Genomic DNA, 25,078 nt, shown 5'->3' with positions numbered 1-25,078 from the left:
TTTGAGACGGCGCCATTGACGCATCCCGCACTCGGCGTATCGTTATTGCACAACCTTGACACCGGCTATGGCTTCATGGGGTCAGGGGAGGCCGCGATGTGGAGAATCCGCTTCACATTGTGACGACGATCATGAATCGGGGAGCTTGTGACGGGAGTCGAGCCGATGCAGGGTGCCAGCGTGCACAGCGGCGGGGTATCCTCGCCCGCTGACCTTTCAGCATGGTCGAGAAAGCAGGCAGAGAACGCCTTGAACATCGTCATCGTCGATGACCAGACTTCCGCACGGACGATGCTCCGTCACGTCATCGAGGACATCGCGCCGGAACTGAGCGTGCATGACTTCGGCGATCCGTTGACGGCGTTGGCATGGTGCGAATCGTACCCGGTCGACCTGCTGCTTCTCGATTACCGCATGCCGGAGATGGACGGGCTGGAGTTCGCCCGCCGCTTCCGCCGGCTGCCGAAACATCGCGATATTCCGGTGATCCTGATCACCGTAGTGGGTGACGAGCCGATCCGCCAGGCAGCACTGGAAGCCGGCGTGATCGATTTCCTGGTCAAGCCGATCCGCCCGCGCGAACTGCGCGCACGCTGCTACAACCTGTTGCAGCTGCGCCAGCAGACCGAGAACGTGAAGCAGCGCGCGCTGTCGCTGGAGCAGCGGCTGCTGGCCAGCATGCACGAGGTGGAGGAGCGCGAGCGCGAGACGCTTTCGCGGCTGGCGCGTGCGATCGAGTTCCGTGATGCCGGCACCAGTGCCTACCTTGAGCGCATGGCGCGCGTGGCTGGCCTGATCGCCGAGCAGCTGGGCCTGCCGGAAGACGACGTCAAGCTGATCGAGATGGCCGCGCCGCTGCACGACATGGGCAAGATCGCCATTCCCGATGCGGTGCTGCTCAAGCAGGGCAAGCTCAATGATGAGGAGCTGGCGATCATGCGACGGCATCCGCGGATTGGCCATGAACTGCTCAGCGGCAGCCAGAACCGCTTCATCCAGGTCGGTGCATTGATCGCGCTGCGTCACCATGAGCGCTACGACGGCAGTGGTTATCCCGATGGCCTGGTCGGCGATGCGATTCCGCTGGAGGCACGCATCGTCGCTGTGGCCGACGTGTTCGATGCGCTGATCTCGCCGCGCCCCTACAAGGAAGCGTGGACGATGGAAGCCACCATGGCCTACCTGTATGCCCAGCGCGGGCGCCTGTTCGATCCGCGTTGCGTGGACGCGTTGCTGCGCGGCCGTGAGCAGCTGGAACAGATCTGCGCCGAGCACTCCACCGCCTCTGCACGGCCGGGACTGGGCGCGTGAAACGCCTGCTGTCGCGATTGCGGTTGCGCCTGTCCCAGCGGCAGGACAGCGAGCACGGGCAGCAGATCGTCCGCATCGTCCTGATCAGCCTGATCCTGGCTTACGTGCTGCTGCCTTCGGCGCGGCACGATCTGCCGCACACCCAGTATGTCGGTGTGCTGGCGATCGTGTTGACGGGGCTGAGTCTGTCGCTGCTGTTGTTCGGCTGGTTGCTGTGGCGGCCGCAGCGTTCCGATCCGCGCCGCGTACTGGGCATGCTGGCCGACTACGGCCTGATCGCTGCCGGCATGATCCAGATGGGCGAGCCGCTGTCGTGGGTCTACATCGTGGTGATGTGGGTGACGGTGGGCAACGGCATGCGCTTCGGCAACCACTACCTGTATGTGGCCGTGGCGATGGCGATGGTCAGCTTCGGCAGTACCGCGCTGTCGACCCCCTATTGGCAACAGAACGCACGCCTGGCCATCGGCCTGTGGCTTGGCCTGGCGGCGGTTCCCCTGTATTTTTCCACGCTGCTGCGGCAGTTGACCGAAGCGATGGCCGAGGCGCGGCGCGCCAGCGAAGCCAAGAGTCGATTCCTGGCCAACATGAGCCACGAGTTTCGTACCCCACTCAATGGATTGAATGGCATGACAGAAGTGTTGGCGACCACGCGCCTGGATGACGAGCAGCGTGAGTGCGTGAGTACCATCCAGGCGTCATCGCGCAGCCTGCTGGCGCTGGTCGAGGAAGTGCTGGACATCTCGGCGATCGAGGCCGGCAAGCTGCGCGTGGTCGCCGAGGATTTCGTTCTTTCCGAAGTGATGCAGGCGATCGGCCTGATCCTGTTGCCGCAGGCCAAGGCCAAGCGCCTGGACTACCGGGTGAAGGTGGCCGAGACCGTGCCGCCGACCCTGCGCGGCGATGTCGGGCATCTGCGGCAGATCCTGCTCAACTTGGCCGGCAACGCGGTCAAGTTCACCGATCACGGCCGGGTCGAGATCCGCGTCAGCGTTGTCCACGCCGACACCCAGGGTGGGGTGCGGCTGCGCTTCGACATTCTCGACACCGGCATCGGCGTTGCACCGGCGATGCGTCCGCGTCTGTTCGAGGCCTTCGAGCAGGCCGACGTCAGCATGGCCCGCCGCCATGAGGGTACCGGCCTGGGCACGACCATCGCCAAGGGGCTGGTGGAAGCCATGGACGGCGAGATCGGTTACCTGGACAACCCGCCGCAGGGCAGCCACTTCTGGGTGGAGCTGCCGTTCGCGCCGCCGCAGCCGGTGGTCCCGGGTGCGGTACCGACCCTTGCTGCTGGCGACGAAACCGGTGCCGGCGGCAACGTCATCGCCTTCGCCGATCCGTTCCTGCGCCATCGCGCGCGCGTGCGCAGCATGCAGATCCTGGTCGCCGACGACCACGAGGCCAACCGCATGGTGCTGCAGCGGCTGCTGCAGAAGGCCGGGCACAAGGTGCTGTGCGTCGATGGTGGCGAGGCGGTGCTCGACGCACTGGCTGAAAGCGAGTTCGATGCGGCCATCGTCGACCTGCACATGCCGGGCATGAGTGGCCTGGACATGCTGAAGGAGCTGCGGGTGATGCAGGCCGGCGGCGGCCCGCGCACGCCGGTGCTGGTGCTCAGCGCCGACGTCACTCCCGAAGCCATCCAGCGCTGTACCCAGGCCGGTGCACATGCGTTCCTGGCCAAGCCCGTGGTGGCCGTGCGACTGCTGGACACCCTGGCCGAGATTGCCAACAACGCTCAGCTCAAGGCCAGTGCGCCGCCGATCGTGCGCACCGTCACCAACCTCGATGGCGTGCTCGATACCGGCGTGCTTGACGAGCTGGCGTCGCTGGGAATGGGCGAGGGTTTCGAGCGCGAGTTCATCCGCCAGTGCCTGGACGATGCCGAATCGTGCCTGCGCAAGGCCGAAGGTGATGGTGAAGCGGCACGCTGGGGTGCTTTCCGCGAGCAGTCGCACGCGATCAAGGGCGTGGCCAGCAACCTGGGCCTGGTGCGCGCGTCCAACCGCGCCGGTGAGTTAATGCGGATGGCCGACTGGCAGCTCAAGGCCGAATGGCGGCAGCGTCTTGCGGTGCTGCAGGGGGCCATCAAGGAAGGCCGGCAGGCGCTGGATGCGCGCGCCGAACGCAAGGCACGCGGCGTGGCCGACGACGGCGAGCGGTAGAGCCAGGCCTGCCGGGCCTGCGCGGTGGGTTGTCGATGACTGCGCGCCGCATAAAAAAAGCCCGGTGGCCAGCCGGGCTTGAACCCTGCGGGGGAGGGGAACGTATCAGGCCACATCCAGATTGGCGCGTCGGGTCTGCGCCTTGATCAAACGGTCCATGGTGCGCAGCGAACGATCGCCCAGGGCCAGTGCCGAATCGACCCAGACCTTGGTGATTTCCAGCAGTTCGTCATAGCTGACCGCCTGTGCCAGGTTGCGCGCGGCGTTCATTGCCAGGTACGACTGCGGCAGGCGCTGCTGCTGGCGGATCATCTCTTCGACCGCGCCGCGGCCTTCACCTTTCCTGACCAGCACGTCGACCACGCCCATCGCGTGCATCTCCTCGGCGCTGTAGATACGGCCATCGAGGATGATCTTCTCGGCCAGCTGCGGCGCCACCCGGCGGCACAGGAACGAGTAGGCGCCCATTCCCGGGAACAGGCCGAACAGCACTTCGGGCAGGCCCATGCCGCACCCTTCCTCGGCCACGATGGTGTGGCAGGCCAGGGCCATTTCCAGGCCACCGCCCAGCGCATCGCCCTGGATCAGGGCGATCGAGCGGACGTCGCCGCCGAAGCCGGTGTGCAGGTGGTGAACGCCCTCCACGCAGCGTTGGGCGTAGGTCAGCAGCAGGTCGCGGTTGCCTTCGCGGATCAGGCGGGTGAACAGGTCCAGGTCGCCGCCCAGGTTGTAGGCGGCGGCGTCGGAGGCCAGCACGAAATGGCGCAGCTGGCCGCTGTGGCGCTGCGCCGGCCCGCGGGTGATGGCGCTCATGTAGCTCCACATCTCGTCCAGCATGTCCTTGCGGCAGCAGGGACGCACGCCGGTGGAGGCATCGGCGTGCATGAACAGCCAGTGTGCGGCGCCGTCGGCGCTGTCCTGGGTGCGGATGGTGGCATAGGGCGAGCCGCTGCTGGGCAGCTTTTCGATGGTACTCATGGAAGGGTCCTCGGCGGTGCGGCCCGCAGATCAAGGTGGTGGCCGGCGGGCCGAACGGTCCACTCACGCGGCGATGCTACACCGGCCCCGGGCCCGCGCATGCGAAAAGGCCCGGGTCGTTGCCGACCCGGGCCTGAGCGCGTTCAACTTTCCCGAAACCCTTACGGGGCGGGCGTGTCGCGGAGTTCGCGACGCAGGATCTTGCCGACGTTGGTCTTCGGCAGCTCTTTTCGGAATTCAACGATTCTGGGGTGCTTGTAGCCGGTCAGGTTGGCCCGGGCGTGCTCCTTGACCATCTCGGCGGTCAGGTTCGGGTCCTTCTTGACGATGACCACCTTGACCACCTCGCCGGACTTCTCGTCCGGTACGCCGACCGCGGCCACTTCCAGCACGCCCGGCATCATCGCGATCACGTCCTCGACTTCATTGGGGTACACGTTGAAGCCGGACACCAGGATCATGTCCTTCTTGCGGTCGACGATGTAGAAGAAGCCGTGCTCGTCCATCTTCGCCATGTCGCCGGTGTGCAGCCAGTCGTCGGCGTCGATGGCCTTGGCGGTTTCCTCCGGGCGCTGCCAGTAGCCCTTCATCACCTGCGGGCCGCGGATGCACAGTTCGCCCACTTCGCCCAGCGCCAGGATGTTGCCGTTGTCGTCCTTGATGCAGGCATCGGTGGACGGAATCGGCAGGCCGATCGAGCCGTTGTACTCGGCCAGGGTAAGCGGGTTGATGCAGGCCGCCGGCGAGGTCTCGGTCAGGCCGTAGGCCTCGACCAGGGTGACGCCGGTGGTCTTCTTCCAGCGCTCGGCGACCGCACGCTGCACGGCCATGCCGCCGCCCAGGGTCACCTTCAGCGAGGAGAAATCGACGGTGTCGAAGCCGGGGGTGTTGAGCAGGCCGTTGAACAGCGTGTTGACGCCGGTGATCGCAGTGAAGCGCACCGACTTGAGCTCCTTGACGAAGCCCTTCATGTCACGCGGGTTGGTGATCAGGTGGTTGCAGCCACCGAACTTCATGAAGACCAGGCCGTTCGCCGTCAGCGCGAAGATGTGGTACAGCGGCAGGGCGGTGATGATCCATTCCTTGCCCATCTCGATGCCCGATGCGCTGATCCAGGCCGAGGCCTGCTGCATGTTGGCGATCAGGTTGCGGTTGGTCAGCATCGCGCCCTTGGCGACACCGGTGGTGCCGCCGGTGTACTGCAGGAACGCCACGTCGTCATGGTCGATCTCGACCTTCGGCAGGGTGTGGCGGCTGCCCAGCTTGAGCGCCTGCTTGAAGCGGATCGCGCCCTTCAGGTGGTAGTTGGGCACCATCTTCTTGATGTACTTGAGCACGAAGTTGACGATCGTGCCCTTGGCGCCGAGCAGGTCGCCCAGGCCGGTGGTGATGACCTGCTTGACCTGGGTATCGGCGATGACCTGTTCGACGGTGTCGCCGAAGTTGTCCACCACCACCAGCGCGGTCACGCCGGCATCGACCAGCTGATGCTTCAGCTCGCGCGCGGTGTACAGCGGGTTGACGTTGACCACGGTCAGGCCGGCACGCAGCACGCCGAAGGTGGCGATCGGGTATTGCAGGCAGTTGGGCATCATCAGGGCGACGCGGTCGCCCTTCTTGAGCTTCAGCTCGCCCAGCAGGTAAGCGGCGAACTGTTCGACCAGGGCGTCGGTCTCACCGTAGGTGAGGGTCTTGCCGAAACTGGAGTAGGCCGGTCGGTCGCGGTACTTCGCGACGGAGGCGTCGAAGACCGAAACTACCGAATGGAACTCGTTGACGTCGATTTCGGCGGGAACGCCTTTCGGATAGCTCTGCAGCCAGGGACGATCCAGACTCATATTCCCCCTCCAGGAATCGTAATGATGGGTGCGGCGCGGACAGTATCCGCCAGAACCGCTCTCCGCAGCATACCGTCCCGTAGGGAAAACGCGAAGAGGGTGGACACTGCGCGGCCGTATGCGCCAAAAGCCGCCGGGCATGGCCCGGCGCTACCGAAGGCAAAGCTCGCCTCGTAGTGCCGGGCCATGCCCGTCGACTGAAGGCAAAGCCCGCCTGGTAGCGCCGGGCCATGCCCGGCGGATGATTCCGATGGCCGGAGACTCAGCTCTTGTTGCGCACCGGCGCGCCGTTGGCCTTGTAGTACGAAGCCGTGCTGCGCGGCAGCGGCGCGCGGCCACGGATCACATCGGCCAGCTTCTCGGCGATCATGATGGTCGGTGCGTTGAGGTTGCCGGTGACCACCTGCGGCATGATCGAGGCATCGACGATGCGCAGGGCTTCCAGGCCGTGCACGCGACCCTGGCCGTCAACCACCGCCATCGGATCATCGGCGTGGCCCATCTTGTTCGAGCACGACGGGTGGTAGGCGGTCTCGGCATGCTCGCGCACGAACGCATCGATCTGCGCGTCGGTCTGCAGCGCGCTGCCTGGCGAAATCTCGCGGCCGCTGTACGGAGCCAGCGCCGGCTGCGCGAAGATCTCGCGGGTGATCCGGATTGCCGAGCGGAACTCGCGCCAGTCCTGGTCGTGCGACATGTAGTTGAACAGGATGCTGGGATCTTCGCGCGGATCCTTCGAGCGCACGTGGATGCGGCCGCGGCTGGGCGAGCGCATCGAGCCGACATGCATCTGGAAGCTGTGCGCCTTGATCGGGTTGGAACCGTTGTAGTTGATCGCCACCGGCAGGAAGTGATACTGCAGGTTGGGCCAGTCGAATTCGGCATCGCTGCGGATGAAGCCGCCAGCTTCGAACTGGTTGCTGGCACCGATGCCGGTGCCCAGGAACAGCCATTCGGCGCCGATCGCCGGCTGGTTGTACAGCTTCAGTGCCGGGGCCAGCGAGACCGGCTTCTTGCACTCGTACTGCAGGTACATCTCAAGATGGTCCTGCAGGTTGGCGCCGACGCCGGGCAGGTGGTGCACCAGGTCGATGTCCAGGCTGCGCAGCAGGTCGGCCGGGCCGACGCCGGAGCGCTGCAGGATCTGCGGCGAGGCGATGGCACCACCACACAGCAGCACTTCGCGGCGCGCGGTGGCGCGCTGCGGCTGGTCGTTGTGCAGCCACTGCACGCCCACTGCGCGCTTGCCCGAGAACAGGATGCGGTCGGTCAGCGCGTGGGTGACGATGGTCAGGTTCGGGCGCGGCTTGGCCAGATCCAGGTAGCCACGCGCGGTGCTGGAGCGGCGTCCCTTCGGCGTGACGGTGCGGTCCATCGGGCCGAAGCCTTCCTGCTGGTAGCCGTTGAGGTCGTCGGTGCGCGGATAACCGGCCTGCACGCCGGCCTCGACCATCGCCGCGAACAGTTCGTTGTTGCCGGCCTTGGGCGTGGTGACGCGCAGCGGGCCGTCGCCGCCGTGGTAGTCGTTCGGGCCGATGTCACGGGTTTCGGCCTTGCGGAAGTACGGCAGGCAATCCAGGTAGGTCCAGTCTTCCAGGCCCGGCATGCCGGCCCAGTTGTCGTAGTCCATCGCGTTGCCGCGGATGTAGCACATGCCGTTGATCAGCGACGAACCGCCCAGGCCCTTGCCACGACCGCAATCCATCCGGCGGTTGTTCATGAAGGGCTCGGGATCGGTCTTGTACGCCCAGTTGTAGCGGCGGCCCTGCAGCGGGAAGGCCAGTGCGGCGGGCATCTGGGTACGGAAATCGAGCCGGTAGTCCGGGCCACCGGCTTCCAGCAGAAGCACGCTGACATCGGCATCTTCGGTGAGGCGGGTGGCCAGCACGTTGCCGGCCGAACCGGCGCCGATGATGATGTAGTCGTACTCGTTATGGGTGCTCATGGTTGCTCTCCTGCAGGCCGGGCGCGCTGCATGCAGGCGTCCCGGCGGAATGTCGGATCGGCGCGGTGGCCGGACGATGGGCGGTGCTCAGGACGCGCCGGTCAGAACACGCTGGCGTAGTCGCCCAGTTCGACCTGCACCGACTTGATGCGGGTGTAGTGGCCGAGGGTGGAGATACCGTTCTCGCGGCCAACGCCGGACTGCTTGTAGCCGCCGACCGGCATTTCCGCCGGCGACTCGCCCCAGGTGTTGATCCAGCAGATGCCGGCTTCCAGGCGATGGATGATGCGATGTGCGCGGCTGATGTCCTTGCTGACCACACCTGCGGCCAGGCCGAAGGTGGTGTCGTTGGCGCGACGGATCACTTCGTCCTCATCGTCGTAGGCGAGGATGCTCATCACCGGCCCGAAGATCTCTTCGCGGACAATCGTCATGTCGTCGCGGCAGTCGGAGAACACGGTCGGCAGCACATAGGCGCCCTCGGCCAGGGCACCGTCTGTAGCACGACCGCCGCCGGTCAGCAGGCGCGCGCCTTCGCTCTTGCCGCTTTCGATGAAGCGCAGCACGTTTTCCATGTGCGGGAAGCTGGTCAGCGGGCCGAAGTTGGTCTCTTCAGCCATCGGGTCGCCGATGCGGATGCGCTTGACGCGCTCCACCACGGCAGCTTCGAACGCGGCCAGCATGCTGCGCGGCACGAACACGCGGGTACCGTTGGTGCAGACCTGGCCGGAGCTGAAGAAGTTGGCCATCACCGCGATGTCGGCGGCACGGTCCAGATCAGCGTCGTCACAGATCACCAGCGGCGACTTGCCGCCCAGTTCCATCGTCACTTCCTTCAGCGACGACGACGCAGCGCTGGCCATGACCTTCTTGCCGGTGGCCACGCCGCCGGTGAAGGAGATCTTCTCGATCACCGGGTGCTCGGTCAGCCAGTTGCCGATCTCGCGGCCCGGGCCCTGCACGACGTTGAACACGCCGTCCGGCACGCCGGCTTCGGTGTAGATCTCGGCCAGCTTGATCGCGGTCAGCGGGGTCACTTCGGACGGCTTGAAGACCATTGCATTGCCGGCGGCCAGGGCCGGGGCCGACTTCCACATGGCGATCTGGATCGGGTAGTTCCAGGCGCCGATGCCGGCGACCACGCCCAGCGGCTCGCGGCGGGTATAGAAGAAGCTCGATTCGCGCAGCGGCAGCTGGATGCCTTCGATGGCGGTGGCCAGGCCAGCGTAGTACTCCAGCACGTCGGCACCGGTGACGATGTCCACCGTGGTGGTTTCGGCCAGCGCCTTGCCGGTATCCAGGGTTTCCAGGTGGGCCAGCTCGTCGTTGCGCTCGCGCAGGATCTCGACGGCACGGCGCAGGATGCGCGAGCGCTCCATGGCGGTCATCGCTGCCCACACCTTCTGGCCTTCGCTGGCGCTTTCAACGGCGCGTTCGACATCGGCCTGGCTGGCGATCTGCACGTCGGCCAGCACCTGGCCATTGGCAGGGTTGACGGTCTGGAAGGTCTTGCCGCTGGTGGCGTCGACGCGGCGGCCGTGGATGTACAGCTGTTGCACGGGCAGGGTGGTCATCGGCTTGCTCCTGGAAGGGATGGGGCGGGGTCGTGGCGCGCTCAGGGCGCGTTGGCCTGCAATTGGAAATCGATGTAGCCGTAGGCGATGCGGCGCGCCTTGTCGGCGTTGAAGTCACCACCGACCAGGCTGCCGCGCAGCCACAGGCCGTCGATCATCGCGGCCAGCCCGCGTGCGGACAGGCGTGCCTGTGCATGCGGCAACTGGCGGTTGAACTGATGGCAGAGGTTGGAGAACAGTCGCTGGTCGTTGGCGCGCTGCAGCCGCGCAAGTTCCGGCTGATGCATGCTGGCGGCCCAGAAGGTCAGCCATACGCGCATGGCGGTCCCGTTGGTCTGGCTGTCGTCGAAGTTGCCATCGACGATGGCGCGAAGCTGTGAACGTGCGTCGCCGGCGGCGGCGTCGCGATAGCGGGCAACGGCTGCCTTCAGCTCGCGCAGGATCTGCCGCATCGCCGCATTGAGCAGGCCGTCCTTGTCGCCGAAGTAGTGGGCGACGATGCCGCTGGACAGGCCGGCCTTCCTTGCGATGGTGGCGACAGTGGCATCGGCCATGCCGATCTCGTCGATGGTCTGGAAAGTGGCCCGGATCAGCTGCTCGCGGCGGACCGGTTCCACGCCTTTCTTCGGCATTGTCTCTCCACGGATTGCGACCCGGAATGCCGGGCTGGTGAAGATCATACTTTTTATTGATTGAACGTTCAATCAATAAACCCTACGATGCCGGTCGCGCCCCCACGCCATGGGCCCGGTTTCCGGTCCGGCCCCGCCCATGTGCCCCCTTGGACTGATGAGACGACCCCATGTCTTCCCTGGCTCATCCCAAGCGCTCGCCCCTGCGCTTGAACCGTTTCGTGTTCTTCAGTTCGTCGGTCTCCATCGGCATCCTCGGTGCGTTGACCGTCTTTTTCCCGGAGGCCAGCGAGCACTGGCTGCAATGGGCACAGGCCGAGGTCTCGGCGGCGTTCGGCTGGTGGTACATGCTGCTGATCGTGGCCTGCCTGGGCTTCGTGCTGTGGCTGGCGTTCTCGCCGTATGGGCGCATCCGCCTGGGCCATAACGAGGAATCGCCGGCGTTCGGCTACGTGGCCTGGGTGTCGATGCTGTTCTCGGCCGGCATCGGCATCGCGCTGCTGTACTACGGCGCCTACGAGCCGCTCGATCATTTCCTCAACCCGCCCGGGCAGCCCGGCGGCACCGTCGCCGCGGGCCGCGAAGCGATGGTGCTGACCTTCCTGCACTGGGGCCTGCATGGCTGGGCGCTGTACGCTCTGGTCGGCGTGGCGCTGGGCTACTTCGCCTACCGCCGCAACCTGCCGCTGGCCCTGCGTTCGGCGCTGTACCCGATCTTCGGCGAGCGCATCCATGGCCGCATCGGCGACATGGTCGATGGTTTCGGTATCCTCGCGACGCTGATCTCGATGGTCACCAACCTCGGCATCGGTGCGCTGGTGGTGCAGTCCGGCCTGGTCTACCTGTTCCACATCCCGGATACGCCGCAGGTGCTGGTGGCCATCGTGCTGGTGATGATGGTCGTAGCCACCATCGGCGTGGTCGCCGGCGTGGAGAAGGGCATCGCCTGGTTGTCCAACCTCAACGTGCGCCTGCTGTGCCTGCTGCTGCTGTTCGTGCTGGTGACCGGCCCGACCCTGCACCTGTTCGATGGCCTGGTACAGAACACCGGCGACTACCTGGGCGCGTTCGTGCGCAAGAGCTTCGACATGTACCTCAACGACCCGAAGGGGCGTGAGTGGATGGGCTCGTGGACGTTGTTCTACTGGGCGTGGTGGATTGCCTGGGCGCCGTTCGTGGGCCTGTTCGTGGCGCGCATCTCGCGCGGCCGCACCATCCGCGAAGTGATCATGGGCGTGCTGCTGATCCCGTTGGGTTTCACGCTGGCCTGGCTGTCGATCTTCGGCAACACCGCCATCGACCTGGTGCTGAACCATGGCCAGGCGGTGCTGGGCCAGGTGGCTCAGCACGATGCGGCGATGACCCTGTTCAAGCTGCTGGAATACTTGCCCGCGGCGCCGTACATCGCTGGTGCGGCAGTGGTCATTGGTTTCGTGTTGTTCCTGACCCCGGTCGATTCGGGCACGCTGATGATCGCCAACCTGTGTACCCGGCGTGTCGATGATGGCGTGGAGGATGGGCATGACGCGCCGATCTGGCTGCGCGTGTTCTGGGCGGCGGGTATTACCGTGGCCAGTGTCGGCCTGTTGCTGGCCGGCAACTTCAGCGCGATGCAGACGGCGGTGGTGCTGTGCGGCCTGCCGTTCTCGTTCATCCTGGCGTTCTACATGTGGGGCCTGCTCAAGGCGCTGCGTACCGACCCGGACGCGCCGCGGCGGTAGGTGGCGCCGGGCCGCCACGCCCGGCGAGCAGCAAAGAAAAGGGCCGGATCTTTGAGGATCCGGCCCTTTTGTCTTGTCGCAGCCAGGCATGGCCTGGCTCTACCTACGCAGTACGTTCGATCAACGTGCAGCCAGCTGGCGCAGCACGTACTGCAGCAGGCCACCGTGGCGGAAGTACTCCACTTCCTTCGGGGTCAGCAGCATCACCGAGACTTCGAAGGTCTTCTTCGTGCCATCGGCCTTGGTCGCGGTGACCGTGGCGCGCTTGCTGGCGCCATCCTGCAGGCCGGTGACATCGATCACTTCCGAGCCATCCAGACCCAGCGACTGTGCGTTTTCGCCGTTGCGGAACTGCAGCGGCAGCACGCCCATGCCGACCAGGTTGGAGCGGTGGATGCGTTCGAAGCTTTCGGCGATGACCGCCTTCACCCCCAGCAGCAGGGTGCCCTTGGCTGCCCAGTCGCGCGACGAGCCGGTGCCGTATTCCTTGCCGGCCAGTACCACCAGCGGCACCTTGTCGGCCTTGTACTTCATGGCCGCATCGTAGATCGCCAGCTTCTCCGGCTGGCCACCGCCGGCCGGGTAGTACAGGGTGTTGCCGCCTTCTTCGCCACCGAACATCAGGTTCTTGATGCGGATGTTGGCGAAGGTGCCGCGGACCATCACGTCATCGTTGCCGCGGCGGCTGCCGTAGCTGTTGAAGTCGGCCGGCTGCACGCCGCGCTCCTGCAGGAAGCGGCCCGCCGGCGAATCCTTCTTGATGTTGCCGGCCGGGGAGATGTGGTCGGTGGTGATCGAATCGCCGAACAGGCCCATCACCCGCGCGCCGTGCACATCATCGATGCTGCCGACCTGCATGGTCATGCCATCGAAGTACGGCGGGTTCTTGATGTAGGTGGACGCATCGCTCCATTCGTACAGGTCACCGTCCGGTGAGGCGATGGTGTTCCAGCGGGTATCGCCCTTGAACACGTCGGCGTAGTTCTGCTTGAACATCTCCGGGCCGACGGTGGCGGCGATGACGTCGCCGATCTCCTTGTTGCTTGGCCAGATGTCGCGCAGGTACACCGGCTGACCATCGCTGCCGGTGCCCAGCGGTTCGGTGGTCAGGTCGATGTCGGTGGTGCCGGCGATGGCGTAGGCCACCACCAGCGGCGGGCTGGCCAGGTAGTTCATCTTCACTTCGGGGTGCACGCGGCCCTCGAAGTTGCGGTTGCCCGACAGCACCGAGGTCACCACCAGATCACCACTGGCGATGCCGGCACTGACTTCGGTCGGCAGCGGGCCGGAGTTGCCGATGCAGGTGGTGCAGCCATAGCCCACCACGTAGAAGCCGATCTTCTCCAGCTCGGTGAGAACGCCGGCCTTTTCAAGATAGTCGGTGACCACACGCGAGCCTGGGCCGAGCGAGGTCTTGACCCACGGCTTGCGGTCCAGCCCCTTGGCGGCCGCGTTGCGGGCCAGCAGGCCGGCGCCGATCATCACCGCCGGGTTGGAGGTGTTGGTGCACGAGGTGATGGCGGCGATGACCACCGCACCATCCTTCAGCCGCACCTTCCTGCCGTCCATCTCGATGTCGGCGTAGCCCTTGGCCAGCTGCTCGTTGCCCACTGCGGCGCCGCCGCCTTCATTGACGAAGGTGGAGACATCCTCGCTGCGCTTGTCGCGGTTGGCGGTCATGCCGACTAGCGCGTCGCGGTAGTTCTTCTGCACGTCTTCCAGCAGCACGCGGTCCTGCGGGCGCTTGGGGCCGGCCAGCGAGGGCTTCACCGTGCCCATGTCCAGTTCCAGCGTGGTGCTGTACTGCGCATGCGGGCTGTTGGCGTCGTGCCACAGGCCCTGCGCCTTGGCGTAGGCTTCGACCAGGGCGATCTGCTCTTCGCTGCGGCCGGACAGGCGCAGGTAGGTCAGCGATTCGTTGTCGATCGGGAAGATGCCGCAGGTGGCGCCGTATTCGGGGGCCATGTTGCCGATGGTCGCGCGGTCGGCAAGTGGCAGGTGCTGCAGGCCGTCGCCGTAGAATTCGACGAACTTGCCGACCACGCCGAGCTTGCGCAGCATCTGGGTGACGGTCAGCACCAGGTCGGTGGCGGTGGCGCCTTCGGGCATACGGCCGGTCAGCTTGAAGCCGACCACCTGCGGAATCAGCATCGACGAAGGCTGGCCGAGCATGGCCGCCTCGGCTTCGATGCCGCCCACGCCCCAGCCGAGCACGCCGATGCCGTTGATCATCGTGGTGTGGCTGTCGGTACCGAACACGGTATCCGGATACGCAACGGCCTTGCCGTCCTTGTCCGCGGTCATCACCACGCGGGCCAGGTTTTCCAGGTTCACCTGGTGGACGATGCCGGTGTTGGGCGGCACCACCTTGAAGTTGTCGAAGGCCTTCTGGCCCCAGCGCAGGAAGCCGTAGCGTTCCTGGTTGCGCTGGAATTCAATCTTGCCGTTGAGGTCCAGTGCGTCGGGCTTGCCGAACACATCCACCTGCACCGAGTGGTCGATGACCAGTTCGGAGGGAATCAGCGGATTGATCTGTTCGGGGCGGCCGCCGAGCTTGACCACCGCATCGCGCATCGCGGCCAGGTCGACCACGCAGGGCACGCCGGTGAAGTCCTGCAGGACCACGCGCGCGGGCATGAAGGCGATTTCGGTATCCGGTTCGGCGCTGGGCTGCCAGCGGGCGACGGCCTCGATGTGATCCTTGCCGACGGTGACGCCGCCATCCTCGTGCCGGAGCAGGTTCTCCAGCAGGATCTTCATCGAATAGGGCAGGTGGGAGATGTCGAAGCGCTGGCCCAGCTTGGGCAGGCTGAAGTAGTCGTAGGTCTTGCCGCCGACGTCCAGCTGGCTGCGGGTGGAGAACGAATCGCTCATGCGGGATGACTCCTCTTGCGGATGGCTTGCAGTGGCCCGCATGGGCGGGCCTGCTTGCGTTTGCCGGTGGCACTCCGGCCCCGGATCCTGCCCAGTATCGGCGATCCAGCGCCCGGCAATGACCCGGCAGGCTTGGAACGCAAGGTTACAGCGGTGTGTGTAGCCTTCGTGTCAGCGTGTGCATCGTTTTTGCGCCAGCCCGCACGCAGACGGGGCGCTCATGGGCGCCCCGTCCAGGAATGCATCGGCTGCAGGACTTACTTGCCGTTGGCGGCATCGATCAGCGGATTGCCGGTCTTGCCGACAGCGTTGCTCTTGGACTTGGCCGTCAGCACGCCCTGCTTGTTGAACTCCAGTACGGTCGCTTCCTGGATGTTCTTGCCGAAGCTCTTGATCTTCACGAAGTCGTAGTACCAGACCTGGGTGTCGCCCAGCTGTTCGCGGCGGCCGGGGGCGCCGAACTTCTCACGGATGTTGTCCTGGGTGGTCTTGCCCACTTCCAGGGTGTCCATCTGCTGCTGGGTGATCTCGATGCCGGTGGTGTAGGCGCCGAACGGGTTGGCATGGGCGGAGGTCGTCGAAACGGCCAGCGGGGCTGCGAGGATCAGGGCAAGGGCGAGCGCGCGCATGAAACTTCCTTATTTATGGAGCGGATAGGTGCGGTTGGACGCCGGGGCGTCCAGCCGGGGCACAGCAGGGCTGCTGGGCGAGTCTAACCCCCGGCTGCGACTGACGAGGGATCAGTGTCACATATCGGGAGGTTTGTTCCGGATGCGACGGGTATGTATAATTCATACATACTTTTTGAGGCGTACCCCATGGAAGCCACCGTTGCTGAACGCGGACAGATCACCCTGCCCAAGGCAGTGCGCGATGCGCTGGGCCTGACCAAGGGCACCTTGCTGAAGGTGGAGCTGGAAGGCAGCCGGATCATCCTGCGCAAGAGCGTGGACGATGCGATCTCCCGCGCCCGCGGAAAGTTCTCGCTGGACGGCTTCGAATCGGCCGACGCGGCCGTGCGCGACCTGCGCGACGAGGAGTAAGCGGTGATGATCGCCGTCGATTCACCGGTACTGGTCGAACTGCTCAGCAACGGCCCGCAGGCCGATGCGGTGGAAGCCTGCCTGCGGCAGAGCCTGGTCGGTGGCCGCGTGGTGGTCTGCGGCGCGACCCTGGCCGAGATCTGTGCCGCCCTGCGCGGCGGTGCCGAGGTGCTGGAAGCGCTGGAAGAAATGGGCGTGCACTTCAACGCGCTGGAAGCCAAGTCGGCCCTGCGCGCGGGTGAGATGCATCGCCGCCATCGCCAGCGCGGCGGCAGCCAGCGCCGTGGCCTGGACGAATTCATGATCGGCGCGCACGCCCTGCTGCAGTGCGATGGCCTGATCACCTGGAACGACACGTTTTATCGCGACTACTTCAAGGGCCTGAAGCTGATCGTGCCGCAAGCCTGAGCCCACTTTTTTTCAACCTACGCATTACCCGGGAGTTGTCATGTTGGAAGCCTACCGCCACCACGTCGCCGAGCGCGCTGCGCTTGGCATCCCGCCCCTGCCGCTGACCGCGCAGCAGACGGCCGATGTCATCGAACTGCTGAAGAACCCGCCGCAGGGCGAGGCCGAGTTCCTGCTCGACCTGCTGACCCACCGCGTGCCGGCCGGCGTCGATGACGCTGCCAAGGTCAAGGCCTCGTACCTGGCCGCGATCGCACTGGGCAGCGAGCAGAACCCGCTGATCAGCCGCGAGCGCGCCACCGAACTGCTGGGCACCATGCTGGGCGGTTACAACGTCGCGCCGCTGGTGCAGCTGCTGGACGATGCCAGCGTTGGCGCCATCGCTGCCGACGCGCTGAAGAAGACCCTGCTGGTGTTCGATGCCTTCCACGACGTGCAGGAAAAGGCCAAGGCGGGCAACGCCAACGCCCAGGCCGTGATGCAGAGCTGGGCCGATGCCGAGTGGTTCACCAGCAACCCGGAAGTGCCGCAGAGCCTGACCGTCACCGTGTTCAAGGTGCCGGGCGAAACCAACACCGACGACCTGTCGCCGGCACCGGACGCGACCACCCGCCCGGACATTCCGATGCACGCCCTGGCGATGCTGAAGAACAAGCGTGACGACGCCGCGTTCACCCCGGAAGAAGACGGCAAGCGCGGCCCGATCCAGCAGATCCTGTCGCTGAAGGACAAGGGCCATCTGGTCGCCTATGTCGGCGACGTGGTCGGCACCGGTTCCTCGCGCAAGTCGGCCACCAACAGCGTGCTGTGGTGGACTGGCGATGACATTCCGTACATCCCGAACAAGCGCGCCGGTGGCGTCTGCCTGGGTTCGAAGATCGCCCCGATCTTCTACAACACCATGGAAGATGCCGGCGCGCTGCCGATCGAGCTGGACGTGTCGAAGATGGAGCACGGCGATGTGGTCGAGCTGCGTCCGTACGATGGCAAGGCGCTGAAGAACGGCGAAGTGATCGCCGAGTTCCAGGTCAAGTCCGAAGTGCTGTTCGACGAAGTGCGCGCCGGTGGCCGCATTCCGCTGATCATCGGCCGTGGCCTGACCGGCAAGGCGCGTGAAGCGCTGGGCCTGGCCCCGACCGACCTGTTCCGCCTGCCGGTGCAGCCGGCCGATACCGGCAAGGGCTTCTCGCTGGCGCAGAAGATGGTTGGCCGCGCCTGTGGCCTGCCGGAAGGCAAGGGCATGCGCCCGGGCACCTACTGCGAACCGAAGATGACCTCGGTGGGCTCGCAGGACACCACCGGCCCGATGACCCGCGACGAGCTGAAGGACCTGGCCTGCCTGGGCTTCTCGGCCGACCTGGTGATGCAGTCGTTCTGCCACACCGCGGCCTACCCGAAGCCGGTGGACGTCAAGACCCACCACACCCTGCCGGAATTCATCTCCACCCGCGGCGGCATCTCGCTGCGTCCGGGCGATGGCGTGATCCACAGCTGGCTCAACCGCATGCTGCTGCCGGACACCGTCGGCACCGGCGGCGACTCGCACACCCGTTTCCCGGTCGGCATTTCGTTCCCGGCCGGTTCGGGCCTGGTCGCCTTCGCCGCTGCCACCGGCGTGATGCCGCTGGACATGCCGGAGTCGGTGCTGGTGCGCTTCAAGGGCAAGATGCAGCCGGGCGTGACCCTGCGTGACCTGGTCAACGCGATCCCGCTGTACGCGATCAAGTCGGGCCTGCTGACCGTGGCCAAGGCTGGCAAGAAGAACATCTTCTCCGGCCGCATCCTGGAAATCGAAGGCCTGCCGGAACTGAAGGTCGAACAGGCCTTCGAACTGTCCGATGCCTCGGCCGAGCGTTCGGCGGCCGGCTGCTCGGTGCGCCTGAACAAGGAACCGATCATCGAGTACCTGACCAGCAACATCACGCTGCTGAAGTGGATGATCGCCGAGGGGTACCAGGATCCGCGCTCGCTGCAGCGCCGTATCGAGAAGATGGAAGCGTGGCTGGCCAACCCGGAGCTGCTGGAGCCGGATGCCGACGCCGAGTACGCCGCCGTCATCGAGATCGACCTGGCCGACATCCACGAGCCGATCGTGGCCTGCCCGAACGACCCGGACGACGTGAAGACCCTGTCCGAAGTCGCTGGCGCCAAGATCGACGAAGTGTTCATCGGTTCGTGCATGACCAACATCGGTCACTTCCGTGCGGCTGCGAAGCTGCTGGAAGGCAAGCGTGACCTGCCGACCCGCCTGTGGGTGGCCCCGCCGACCAAGATGGATGCGTCCGAGCTGACCAAGGAAGGCGTGTACGGCACCTTCGGCGCGACCGGCGCACGCATGGAAATGCCGGGCTGCTCGCTGTGCATGGGCAACCAGGCGCAGATCCGCGAAGGCTCCACCGCGATGTCGACCTCGACCCGCAACTTCCCGAACCGCCTGGGCCGCAACACCAACGTGTACCTGGGTTCGGCGGAACTGGCGGCAATCTGCTCGCGCCTGGGCCGCATCCCGACCAAGGAAGAGTACATGGCCGATATCGGTGTGATCGCCGCCAGCGGCAGCGAGATCTACCGTTACATGAACTTCGACCAGATCGAGGAATACCAGGACGTGGCCAACACGGTCGCTGCCTGAGGGTAGTGCCGGCCGCTGGCCGGCACTAGTCGCGATTCAGGTCCGTCCGGGGTCAGGCCTGGGCGGCGGCGGCCGCTTCCTCGGTCACCGCCGGCGTGTCCATCGGCAGCTCCGGTTCCGCGGCCGTTTCCGGCAACGCACCGTGGTCGGGGAACAGGCGCGGCAGCTCGGCGACGAAGCGGACGATGCAGGCTTCGGCGAACTCACGCGATGCAGCTTTCGCCTTGGCGTAGTCGTCGGCCTGCCATTCCTGCAGCGGAGCAACCCGCGCTTCGTCCTGGCAGTGCACGCCCTGGCCGCCACTGGCGCTGCGGAACAGCTTGCGCACCAGCGGGAAGCCGATGGTTACATCGTGGCGCAGCTCATACGGGGTCTCTGCGTCGCTGAGCTTCTGGTACACCAGGGACCACTGGCCGGCGCTGGCTTCCACGGTGCGCTCGTCACTGGGAATGGCGCCGGGATGGGCCGTGAAATAGAGCGCCAGCTGCTCGCGGATCATGCCGGGCAACGCGCCGAAGGCCGGGCTGGGAACGGACTGGATGTCCTCGCCGCGCACGTTGTTCTTGCTGAAGCTGTTGCTGGTGCCGATGTCACCCACGCCGGTGACGAACGCCAAGGCAGACAGACCGACCTTGGCTGCGGTGACGGCGGCGGTGTCACCGCGCATCACAAGGCGCAGCACATGGTCGCCCACGCGATTGCCGTTGGGCCCGACGCCCAGGCCGGAAGTGACCTTTACCCGTTGCAGGCTGCTGAGATCCAGTGCGGGTGCCACAGCCACTGTGACGTCCCCGACGGCTGGTCCGGCGACGGCCGCAGCTGCCGGTGCGGCCTCGGCGATATCGGTTACGGGCATGGCGTCCGTTGCCGGATCCGGTGATGCCCCGGACGTGACCGCAGAGGCGGCGACAGGCGTGGGTGCTTCGTCGACGGCGTAGGCCGACGGAGCCAGCAGCAGGCTGGCCGCGATCGCGACGGTGAGGCAGGCTGGGCGTAATGCCACGGTGGTACTCCTTGGGGAAACGTGATGGGTGCGCGCGCTGCAACTCACTGCGCCGCGAATTCCTTGATCGGGAACGCCTTGCAGCGCGTGACCGCGGCGGCGAGGTCGACCTGGGCGCCTGTTGCGGCGCTGTGCGACGGAGTCACTGCGGCAGCCTCCAGCCACAGACTGGGCAGCGCCTGTGGCGATTCCAGCACCCGGTTCCAGAGCGCGTCGCGCATTGGGCTGCTGTAGGTGCTGCCGGGCGTCACGATGCACAACCGCGTACCGGGGGTGCTGCTGGCCTGCTGCAGCACCTGCTGCAGTGCGGCGTTGGCGCTGCCGTCGTCGCTCAGCTGCTGCGGCGCACTGTTCTGCGTGGCGTCCTGGATCTGCAGCTTGCCCGGGGTGAACAGCAGGACCTGCATGTCCTGGCGCGGTTCGATGCGCACCGGCGCGCGGGTGCCCTCGCAGCTCGTGGGGGTTGGCCGCGCCTGCTGCGGTGTCACGCTGCCATCGGTATGCACCTGGCGGATATGCAGCCGGCACATCTTGTCGGCCACTTCAAATTCCACCTCGTAATCCTGCCCGGGCTTGGCCACGAACTGGCCTGACAGCGTGCCCTTGCAGTAGAGACCGCTTTTCGGGTCAAAGGCCGCCTCGAAGATCAGCGGCTTGCCACCGGGAACTTCGTATTCCTGGTAGCTGAGCGTGGAGAATCGCTGGTTCTCCTTGCTGCGCAGGGCCTCGGTGCTGGGAATGCCAAGCAGGCCCTTGTCACCGGCGTTGTTGTACTTGACGTCAATCCGGTCACGGTAGTCGGTGCGGCAGGAGGCATCGGTAAACAACGTCGTGGTCCGGCCGAAGTCGGCGAACACGCGCACCCGTGCCGGCGGAACCGCGCCGCCCGCATAGGCACTGAGGTCTTCCGCCGCCAGCGGGCGTGGGTACATCGCCGGTATCCGCTTGATGAGCTTGTCGATGCATTTCATGGTGATCTTCTGCGCCGCGCTCTTGAGCCTGGCGTAGTCATCGGCCTGCCACGCGCCCAGGGTCGCCCGGTCATCACTGTCGTTGCAGCTGATGATCTCGGCCAGGCTGCCATCGGCGCGGCGCTGCTGGATCGTGCTGGAATGGTTGAGGCGATACAGCGGATCCTTGCGCGTATTGCCCTGGTGTACCAGCACCCAATCATCTGCACTGAAGCGCAGCGTACTGGTCTGCTTGGGCACAGCGTCGGGTGCATAGCGGAAGTAGCCTCCCACCAGTGCCTTGGCCACATTCGGCATCAGCGTGATGGCGGGGCTGGCCTGGCCCTCGATGATGCTGCCGGGCAGGTGGTTGCGCCGGAAGTAGTCCGGCTCGTTGCCGCTGAACAGCAGGGCCAGTCCCTTTGGTGTGAGCGCCTCGCTGTCATCGGGAGTGACGATGCGCAGTGCCACGTCGGGCGCGTGCAGACGCTTCGATGCGCTGTCCGGGCCGCTCAGGATCTGCACACGCTCGGTCCAGGAGGCGGGGCCATCGCGTTGGGGCACGGGCGTGGCCGATGGCGTGGCCGGTGCTGTGGCAGCGGTAGTCACCAGTGGGGCCAACAGGACGACTGCCAGCAGGGAGGATCGGGCGGGGAGGGCGCGCTGGGCCATGGGCAAGCTCCATGAAAATCGAAACATCCGTGCCGGCCTTTCCCGGCCGGCACGTGGAAAAAAGGGAGTGGCAGAGGTGACGCCGCAGACGCTCAGCCGCGCGCCAGCGCCAGCAGTCGTTCGGCAATGCGCTCCAGCGGCACCTGTTCCTCGGCCGCGCCGAGCTTGAAGGCCGCGCCGGGCATGCCCCAGACCACGCTGGTCGCCTCGTCCTGCACCAGTGTGGGCGCGCCGGCCTGGCGCATTTCCAGCAGGCCGCGTGCACCGTCGTCGCCCATGCCGGTGAGGATCGCGCCGATGGCATTGCCGCCCGCGCTCTGTGCCACCGAGCGGAACAGCACGTCCACCGCCGGCTTGTGCCGGTTCACCGCAGGACCATCGTCGACACGGCAACGCCAGCGTGCACCGTCGCGGATGATCCGCAGGTGCTTGCCGCCCGGAGGGAGGTAGGCGTGGCCGGGCAGCACCGCTTCACCGTCGCTGGCTTCGCGCACGGCCATTGCCGAGTGACGGTCCAGTCGTTCGGCGAAGGCGGTGCTGAAGCTGGCGGGCAGGTGCTGGGTCATCACCACGGCCGGACCGTCGGCGGGCATGCCTTCCAGCACCACGCGCAATGCTTCGGTACCGCCAGCCGACGAGCCGATGGCGATCAGGCGGTCGGTGGTGCGGAACTGCGTTGCTGCCGGGCGCGCGGCAGGGGCGGCATCCAGCGTGAGTTTCGGCGTGGCCACGCGCACCAGCGGGCGCACCCGGGAACGCGCAGCCATCTTCACCTTGGAGATGATTTCATCGGCATAGCCCTGCAGGCCGCGGGCCACGTCGAGCTTGGGCTTGGACACGAAGTCCACCGCGCCCAGGCCCAGTGCCTGCAGGGTGGTATCGGCGCCGCGCTCGGTCAGCGAAGAGATCATCACCACCGGCAGCGGGTGCAGGCGCATCAGGTTTTCCAGGAACGCCAGGCCATCCATGCGTGGCATTTCCACGTCCAGGGTGATCACGTCCGGGGCCAGGCGCTTGATCTTCTCGCGGGCCAGCAGCGGGTCGGCGGCGGTGCCGACCACGTCGATGGCCGGATCGCTGGACAGGATTTCGGTGAGCATCTGCCGCACGACGGCGGAGTCGTCGACGATCAGGACCCGGCAGGGGGCGTTGCCGGTCAGGGTCATTCGAACAGCTCCACGCCACCGGTGACCGGGGCCTTGGACAGGCGTGCGCGCACGGCCGATTCGGTCGCGGCGACTTCGGCTTCGTGGGCGTGTGGAAGGCGCTGCACAACCACGCGGCCGGTATCGGCGAAGAACCAGATCTTGCGCGGATGGATGCCGCACAGGTCCTCGGCGAGGATCGGGATGTGTTCGGCCTGCAGGTACTGGCGCACGAATTCGGCGTTGCGGGTGCCTACCGGATTGCTGGTGAAGCCCTTCAGCACGTTGGCGCCGCCGAACACCTTCGCCTCGATGCGCTTGCGGTGGGCGCCGCGCTTGAGCATGTCGTTGATCAGCAGTTCCATCGCATAGCTGCCATAACGTGCGGGCGCGCCGTCGCCGGCGTTGCCTTCGGGCAGCAGGAAGTGGTTCATGCCGCCGATCTTCAGTACCGGGTCGCGCAGGCAAGCCGCCACGCAGGAGCCCAGCGTAGTGGTCAGCGCGGTGGTGTCATCCACTACCAGATACTGGGTTGGCAGCAGCTTGGCGGCGATGGTCTTGAAGCGTGCGTCCTGGTAGCGCATCACATCGTCGGTACGCAGTGATGCGTTCATGCGCCGGCCTTTGCCGCACGACGGTACAGGGTACGGCCGCAGGGTTGGATCAGATCGGCCGCGTGCAGGTAGTTCTCCGAGTGGCCGGTATAGAGCAGGCCGTCGTCGGCCAGGTGGTTGACCAGGCGGCCAAGAATCGCGCGCTGGGTCGGCTTGTCGAAGTAGATCATCACGTTGCGGCAGAACAGCGCATCGAACGGGCCGCCGACGTCGTAACGCGGTGCCAGCAGGTTCAACGGGCGGAATTCGATCAGTTCACGCAGCGCCGGCAGTACGCGGCACTGGCCTTCGTTGGGGCCACTGCCACGCTGGAAATAGCGGCGACGCAGGTCCGGATCGAGGCCGGCGACACGGTCGATGTTGTAGACGCCGCGCCCGGCGGTGGCCAGCACCTGGGTGTCGACGTCGGTGGCGACGATGCGTACCGGCGGCTTCAGGGTGCCGAACGCTTCGCAGGCGGTGATCGCCATCGAGTAGGGCTCTTCGCCGGTGGAGGCGGCGCACGACCACAACAGCAGCGGACCGCGCCCGTTGCGCTGCTGCAGCTCTTCGCGCAGCTTGTCGAAATGGTGTGGCTCGCGGAAGAACGCAGTGAGGTTGGTGGTCAGCGCATTGGTGAATGCCTGCCACTCGTCGCCATCACCTTGTTCCAGGTGGTCCAGGTACTGCTGGAAGCTGCGCATGCCCAGCGTGCGCAGCCGGCGCGACAGGCGTCCGTACACCATGTCGCGCTTGGCCGGGGCGAGGGCGATGCCCACGCGCTGGTAGATCAGGTCGCAGACGCGGCGGAAATCACGGTCGGCGAATTCGAATTCGCGCGTACCGCTGACGATGGGGGTAGGGCTCTGCACGGGTGACGTGTCCATCGGCGGGGCGGCGGCCGGAGCCGCCGCGAGGATCAGAATTCCTGCCAGTCGCCGTCGTTGGAGACGACGGTGCTGGAATGGGTACGGCGGATCGGTGCGGGCGTCGACAGCGGTCGCGAAGGCGCAGGGCTGGCAGCCTTCGGCGCGACCTTGGCGGTCACCGCCTTCACTGCGACAGCGACCTGGTTGTCGAGGCGGAAGATCGCCACGGCGTCGGCCAGCTGTGCGGCCTGGTCTTCCATCGCCCGCGCGGCGGCGGTGGCTTCTTCCACCAGCGCGGCGTTCTGCTGGGTGGTTTCGTCCATCTGCACCACGGTCTGGTTGACCTGCTCGATGCCGGCGGACTGCTCCTGCGAGGCGGCGGAGATCTCGGCCATGATGTCGGTCACGCGCTGCACCGACGCGACGATCTCGCCCATGGTGCTGCCGGCCTGGTGGACCAGGCTGGAACCCTCGGCGACCTTGCCGACCGAGTCGTCGATCAGGCCCTTGATTTCCTTGGCGGCGGCGGCCGAGCGCTGGGCGAGGGTACGCACTTCGCTGGCGACCACGGCAAAGCCACGGCCCTGTTCGCCGGCACGGGCCGCTTCCACTGCGGCATTCAGCGCCAGGATGTTGGTCTGGAAGGCGATGCCATCGATGACCGAGATGATCTCGGCGATCTTCTTCGAGGAGGCTTCGATGGCCGACATGGTGGTGACCAC

At 66.1% G+C, this 25,078-nt stretch carries 19 protein-coding genes; 6 read left to right on the top strand and 13 right to left on the bottom strand.

Translation table 11 applies throughout. The features are described 5' to 3' along the window. Positions 1–165 precede the first annotated feature (165 nt). Positions 166–1,311: a cyclic di-GMP phosphodiesterase response regulator RpfG gene (gene rpfG / locus AC1DCU_RS11635; protein WP_025878945.1), complete on the top strand. Its 1,146-nt coding sequence runs from the start codon at positions 166–168 to the stop codon at positions 1,309–1,311. Then, positions 1,308–3,479 carry a response regulator gene (locus tag AC1DCU_RS11630; protein WP_032975476.1) on the top strand — a complete coding sequence of 724 codons (2,172 nt, stop codon included), beginning with the start codon at positions 1,308–1,310 and terminating at the stop codon, positions 3,477–3,479. The genes rpfG and AC1DCU_RS11630 overlap by 4 nt, the downstream gene beginning before the upstream one ends. A 105-nt stretch (positions 3,480–3,584) precedes the next feature. Here the strand turns inward: AC1DCU_RS11630 and AC1DCU_RS11625 are convergent, their stop codons facing one another. From AC1DCU_RS11625 to betI, 5 genes are all read right to left on the bottom strand, one after another. Then, on the bottom strand, positions 3,585–4,457 hold the full coding sequence (locus AC1DCU_RS11625; protein ID WP_025878947.1) for a crotonase/enoyl-CoA hydratase family protein: 873 nt from the start codon (positions 4,455–4,457) through the stop codon (positions 3,585–3,587). Between the two features lie 161 nt (positions 4,458–4,618). Continuing rightward, the gene (locus AC1DCU_RS11620) at positions 4,619–6,295 is read right to left on the bottom strand and encodes a long-chain fatty acid--CoA ligase (RefSeq protein WP_025878948.1); all 1,677 of its coding nucleotides are present in this window, start codon (positions 6,293–6,295) and stop codon (positions 4,619–4,621) included. A 262-nt stretch (positions 6,296–6,557) separates the two neighbouring features. Beyond that, positions 6,558–8,240 (bottom strand): choline dehydrogenase, encoded by a 1,683-nt coding sequence (gene betA, locus AC1DCU_RS11615; protein ID WP_025878949.1) that lies wholly within the window; start codon positions 8,238–8,240, stop codon positions 6,558–6,560. 101 nt (positions 8,241–8,341) lie between these two features. Continuing rightward, entirely contained in the window at positions 8,342–9,814 is a 1,473-nt protein-coding gene (betB, locus tag AC1DCU_RS11610; protein WP_032975471.1) for a betaine-aldehyde dehydrogenase, read from the bottom strand. 41 nt (positions 9,815–9,855) lie between these two features. Beyond that, complete coding sequence (gene betI / locus AC1DCU_RS11605) at positions 9,856–10,446, bottom strand: transcriptional regulator BetI (RefSeq protein WP_025878951.1); 591 nt, start codon at positions 10,444–10,446, stop codon at positions 9,856–9,858. Between the two features lie 170 nt (positions 10,447–10,616). Here betI and AC1DCU_RS11600 point away from each other — a divergent pair, with 170 nt between their 5' ends. Next, a complete protein-coding gene (locus AC1DCU_RS11600) occupies positions 10,617–12,167 on the top strand; it encodes a BCCT family transporter (protein WP_025878952.1) in 1,551 nt (516 codons plus the stop codon). 120 nt (positions 12,168–12,287) lie between these two features. On the opposite strand, the gene acnA is transcribed toward AC1DCU_RS11600, so the two are convergent. Then, positions 12,288–15,041 carry an aconitate hydratase AcnA gene (acnA, locus tag AC1DCU_RS11595; protein ID WP_442252124.1) on the bottom strand — a complete coding sequence of 918 codons (2,754 nt, stop codon included), beginning with the start codon at positions 15,039–15,041 and terminating at the stop codon, positions 12,288–12,290. Between the two features lie 257 nt (positions 15,042–15,298). Continuing rightward, positions 15,299–15,670, bottom strand: a complete 372-nt coding sequence (gene bamE, locus AC1DCU_RS11590) for an outer membrane protein assembly factor BamE domain-containing protein (RefSeq protein ID WP_025878954.1) — start codon at positions 15,668–15,670, stop codon at positions 15,299–15,301. A 189-nt stretch (positions 15,671–15,859) separates the two neighbouring features. Between bamE and AC1DCU_RS11585 the strand changes: the two genes are divergently transcribed. From AC1DCU_RS11585 to acnB, 3 genes are read left to right on the top strand one after another with little or no spacing between them, the layout of a single operon-like run. After that, a complete protein-coding gene (locus tag AC1DCU_RS11585) occupies positions 15,860–16,084 on the top strand; it encodes an AbrB/MazE/SpoVT family DNA-binding domain-containing protein (RefSeq protein WP_025878955.1) in 225 nt (74 codons plus the stop codon). A 6-nt stretch (positions 16,085–16,090) separates the two neighbouring features. Beyond that, positions 16,091–16,492 carry a type II toxin-antitoxin system VapC family toxin gene (locus tag AC1DCU_RS11580; RefSeq protein ID WP_049466025.1) on the top strand — a complete coding sequence of 134 codons (402 nt, stop codon included), beginning with the start codon at positions 16,091–16,093 and terminating at the stop codon, positions 16,490–16,492. Positions 16,493–16,532: 40 nt separating this feature from the next. Then, entirely contained in the window at positions 16,533–19,124 is a 2,592-nt protein-coding gene (gene acnB / locus AC1DCU_RS11575; protein ID WP_140227022.1) for a bifunctional aconitate hydratase 2/2-methylisocitrate dehydratase, read from the top strand. A 52-nt stretch (positions 19,125–19,176) separates the two neighbouring features. On the opposite strand, the gene AC1DCU_RS11570 is transcribed toward acnB, so the two are convergent. The 6 genes from AC1DCU_RS11570 to AC1DCU_RS11545 all read right to left on the bottom strand — a co-directional run. Continuing rightward, a complete protein-coding gene (locus tag AC1DCU_RS11570) occupies positions 19,177–20,127 on the bottom strand; it encodes a hypothetical protein (RefSeq protein ID WP_442252126.1) in 951 nt (316 codons plus the stop codon). Between the two features lie 44 nt (positions 20,128–20,171). Beyond that, the gene (locus AC1DCU_RS11565) at positions 20,172–21,749 is read right to left on the bottom strand and encodes a hypothetical protein (protein ID WP_478013525.1); all 1,578 of its coding nucleotides are present in this window, start codon (positions 21,747–21,749) and stop codon (positions 20,172–20,174) included. A gap of 92 nt (positions 21,750–21,841) precedes the next feature. Beyond that, positions 21,842–22,915, bottom strand: coding sequence for a protein-glutamate methylesterase/protein-glutamine glutaminase (locus AC1DCU_RS11560; RefSeq protein WP_333623509.1), 1,074 nt, complete (start codon positions 22,913–22,915; stop codon positions 21,842–21,844). Continuing rightward, on the bottom strand, positions 22,912–23,508 hold the full coding sequence (cheD, locus tag AC1DCU_RS11555) for a chemoreceptor glutamine deamidase CheD (RefSeq protein WP_025878962.1): 597 nt from the start codon (positions 23,506–23,508) through the stop codon (positions 22,912–22,914). Before cheD ends, AC1DCU_RS11560 begins: the two co-directional genes overlap by 4 nt. Next, a complete protein-coding gene (locus AC1DCU_RS11550) occupies positions 23,505–24,374 on the bottom strand; it encodes a CheR family methyltransferase (RefSeq protein ID WP_032975462.1) in 870 nt (289 codons plus the stop codon). Before AC1DCU_RS11550 ends, cheD begins: the two co-directional genes overlap by 4 nt. 32 nt (positions 24,375–24,406) lie before the next feature. Next, on the bottom strand, positions 24,407–25,078 hold a 672-nt coding region (locus AC1DCU_RS11545), incomplete at its 5' end, for a methyl-accepting chemotaxis protein (protein WP_478013524.1).

The sequence above is a fragment of the Stenotrophomonas sp. 10L48 genome (assembly GCF_056395105.1).
The sequence above is the reverse complement of the archived record's forward strand: the minus strand, read 5'-3'. Positions and strand labels throughout refer to the sequence as shown.

Coding starts and splice junctions, on each gene's coding strand:
- AC1DCU_RS11565 (WP_478013525.1), bottom strand. CDS start 21,749: ATGGCCCAGCGCGCCCTCCCCGCCCGATCCTCCCTGCTGGCAGTCGTC.
- cheD (WP_025878962.1), bottom strand. CDS start 23,508: ATGAACGCATCACTGCGTACCGACGATGTGATGCGCTACCAGGACGCA.
- betA (WP_025878949.1), bottom strand. CDS start 8,240: ATGAGCACCCATAACGAGTACGACTACATCATCATCGGCGCCGGTTCG.
- betB (WP_032975471.1), bottom strand. CDS start 9,814: ATGACCACCCTGCCCGTGCAACAGCTGTACATCCACGGCCGCCGCGTC.
- AC1DCU_RS11560 (WP_333623509.1), bottom strand. CDS start 22,915: ATGACCCTGACCGGCAACGCCCCCTGCCGGGTCCTGATCGTCGACGAC.
- acnB (WP_140227022.1), top strand. CDS start 16,533: ATGTTGGAAGCCTACCGCCACCACGTCGCCGAGCGCGCTGCGCTTGGC.
- AC1DCU_RS11585 (WP_025878955.1), top strand. CDS start 15,860: ATGGAAGCCACCGTTGCTGAACGCGGACAGATCACCCTGCCCAAGGCA.
- acnA (WP_442252124.1), bottom strand. CDS start 15,041: ATGAGCGATTCGTTCTCCACCCGCAGCCAGCTGGACGTCGGCGGCAAG.
- rpfG (WP_025878945.1), top strand. CDS start 166: ATGCAGGGTGCCAGCGTGCACAGCGGCGGGGTATCCTCGCCCGCTGAC.
- AC1DCU_RS11620 (WP_025878948.1), bottom strand. CDS start 6,295: ATGAGTCTGGATCGTCCCTGGCTGCAGAGCTATCCGAAAGGCGTTCCC.
- AC1DCU_RS11580 (WP_049466025.1), top strand. CDS start 16,091: ATGATCGCCGTCGATTCACCGGTACTGGTCGAACTGCTCAGCAACGGC.
- AC1DCU_RS11550 (WP_032975462.1), bottom strand. CDS start 24,374: ATGGACACGTCACCCGTGCAGAGCCCTACCCCCATCGTCAGCGGTACG.
- bamE (WP_025878954.1), bottom strand. CDS start 15,670: ATGCGCGCGCTCGCCCTTGCCCTGATCCTCGCAGCCCCGCTGGCCGTT.
- AC1DCU_RS11600 (WP_025878952.1), top strand. CDS start 10,617: ATGTCTTCCCTGGCTCATCCCAAGCGCTCGCCCCTGCGCTTGAACCGT.
- AC1DCU_RS11625 (WP_025878947.1), bottom strand. CDS start 4,457: ATGAGTACCATCGAAAAGCTGCCCAGCAGCGGCTCGCCCTATGCCACC.
- betI (WP_025878951.1), bottom strand. CDS start 10,446: ATGCCGAAGAAAGGCGTGGAACCGGTCCGCCGCGAGCAGCTGATCCGG.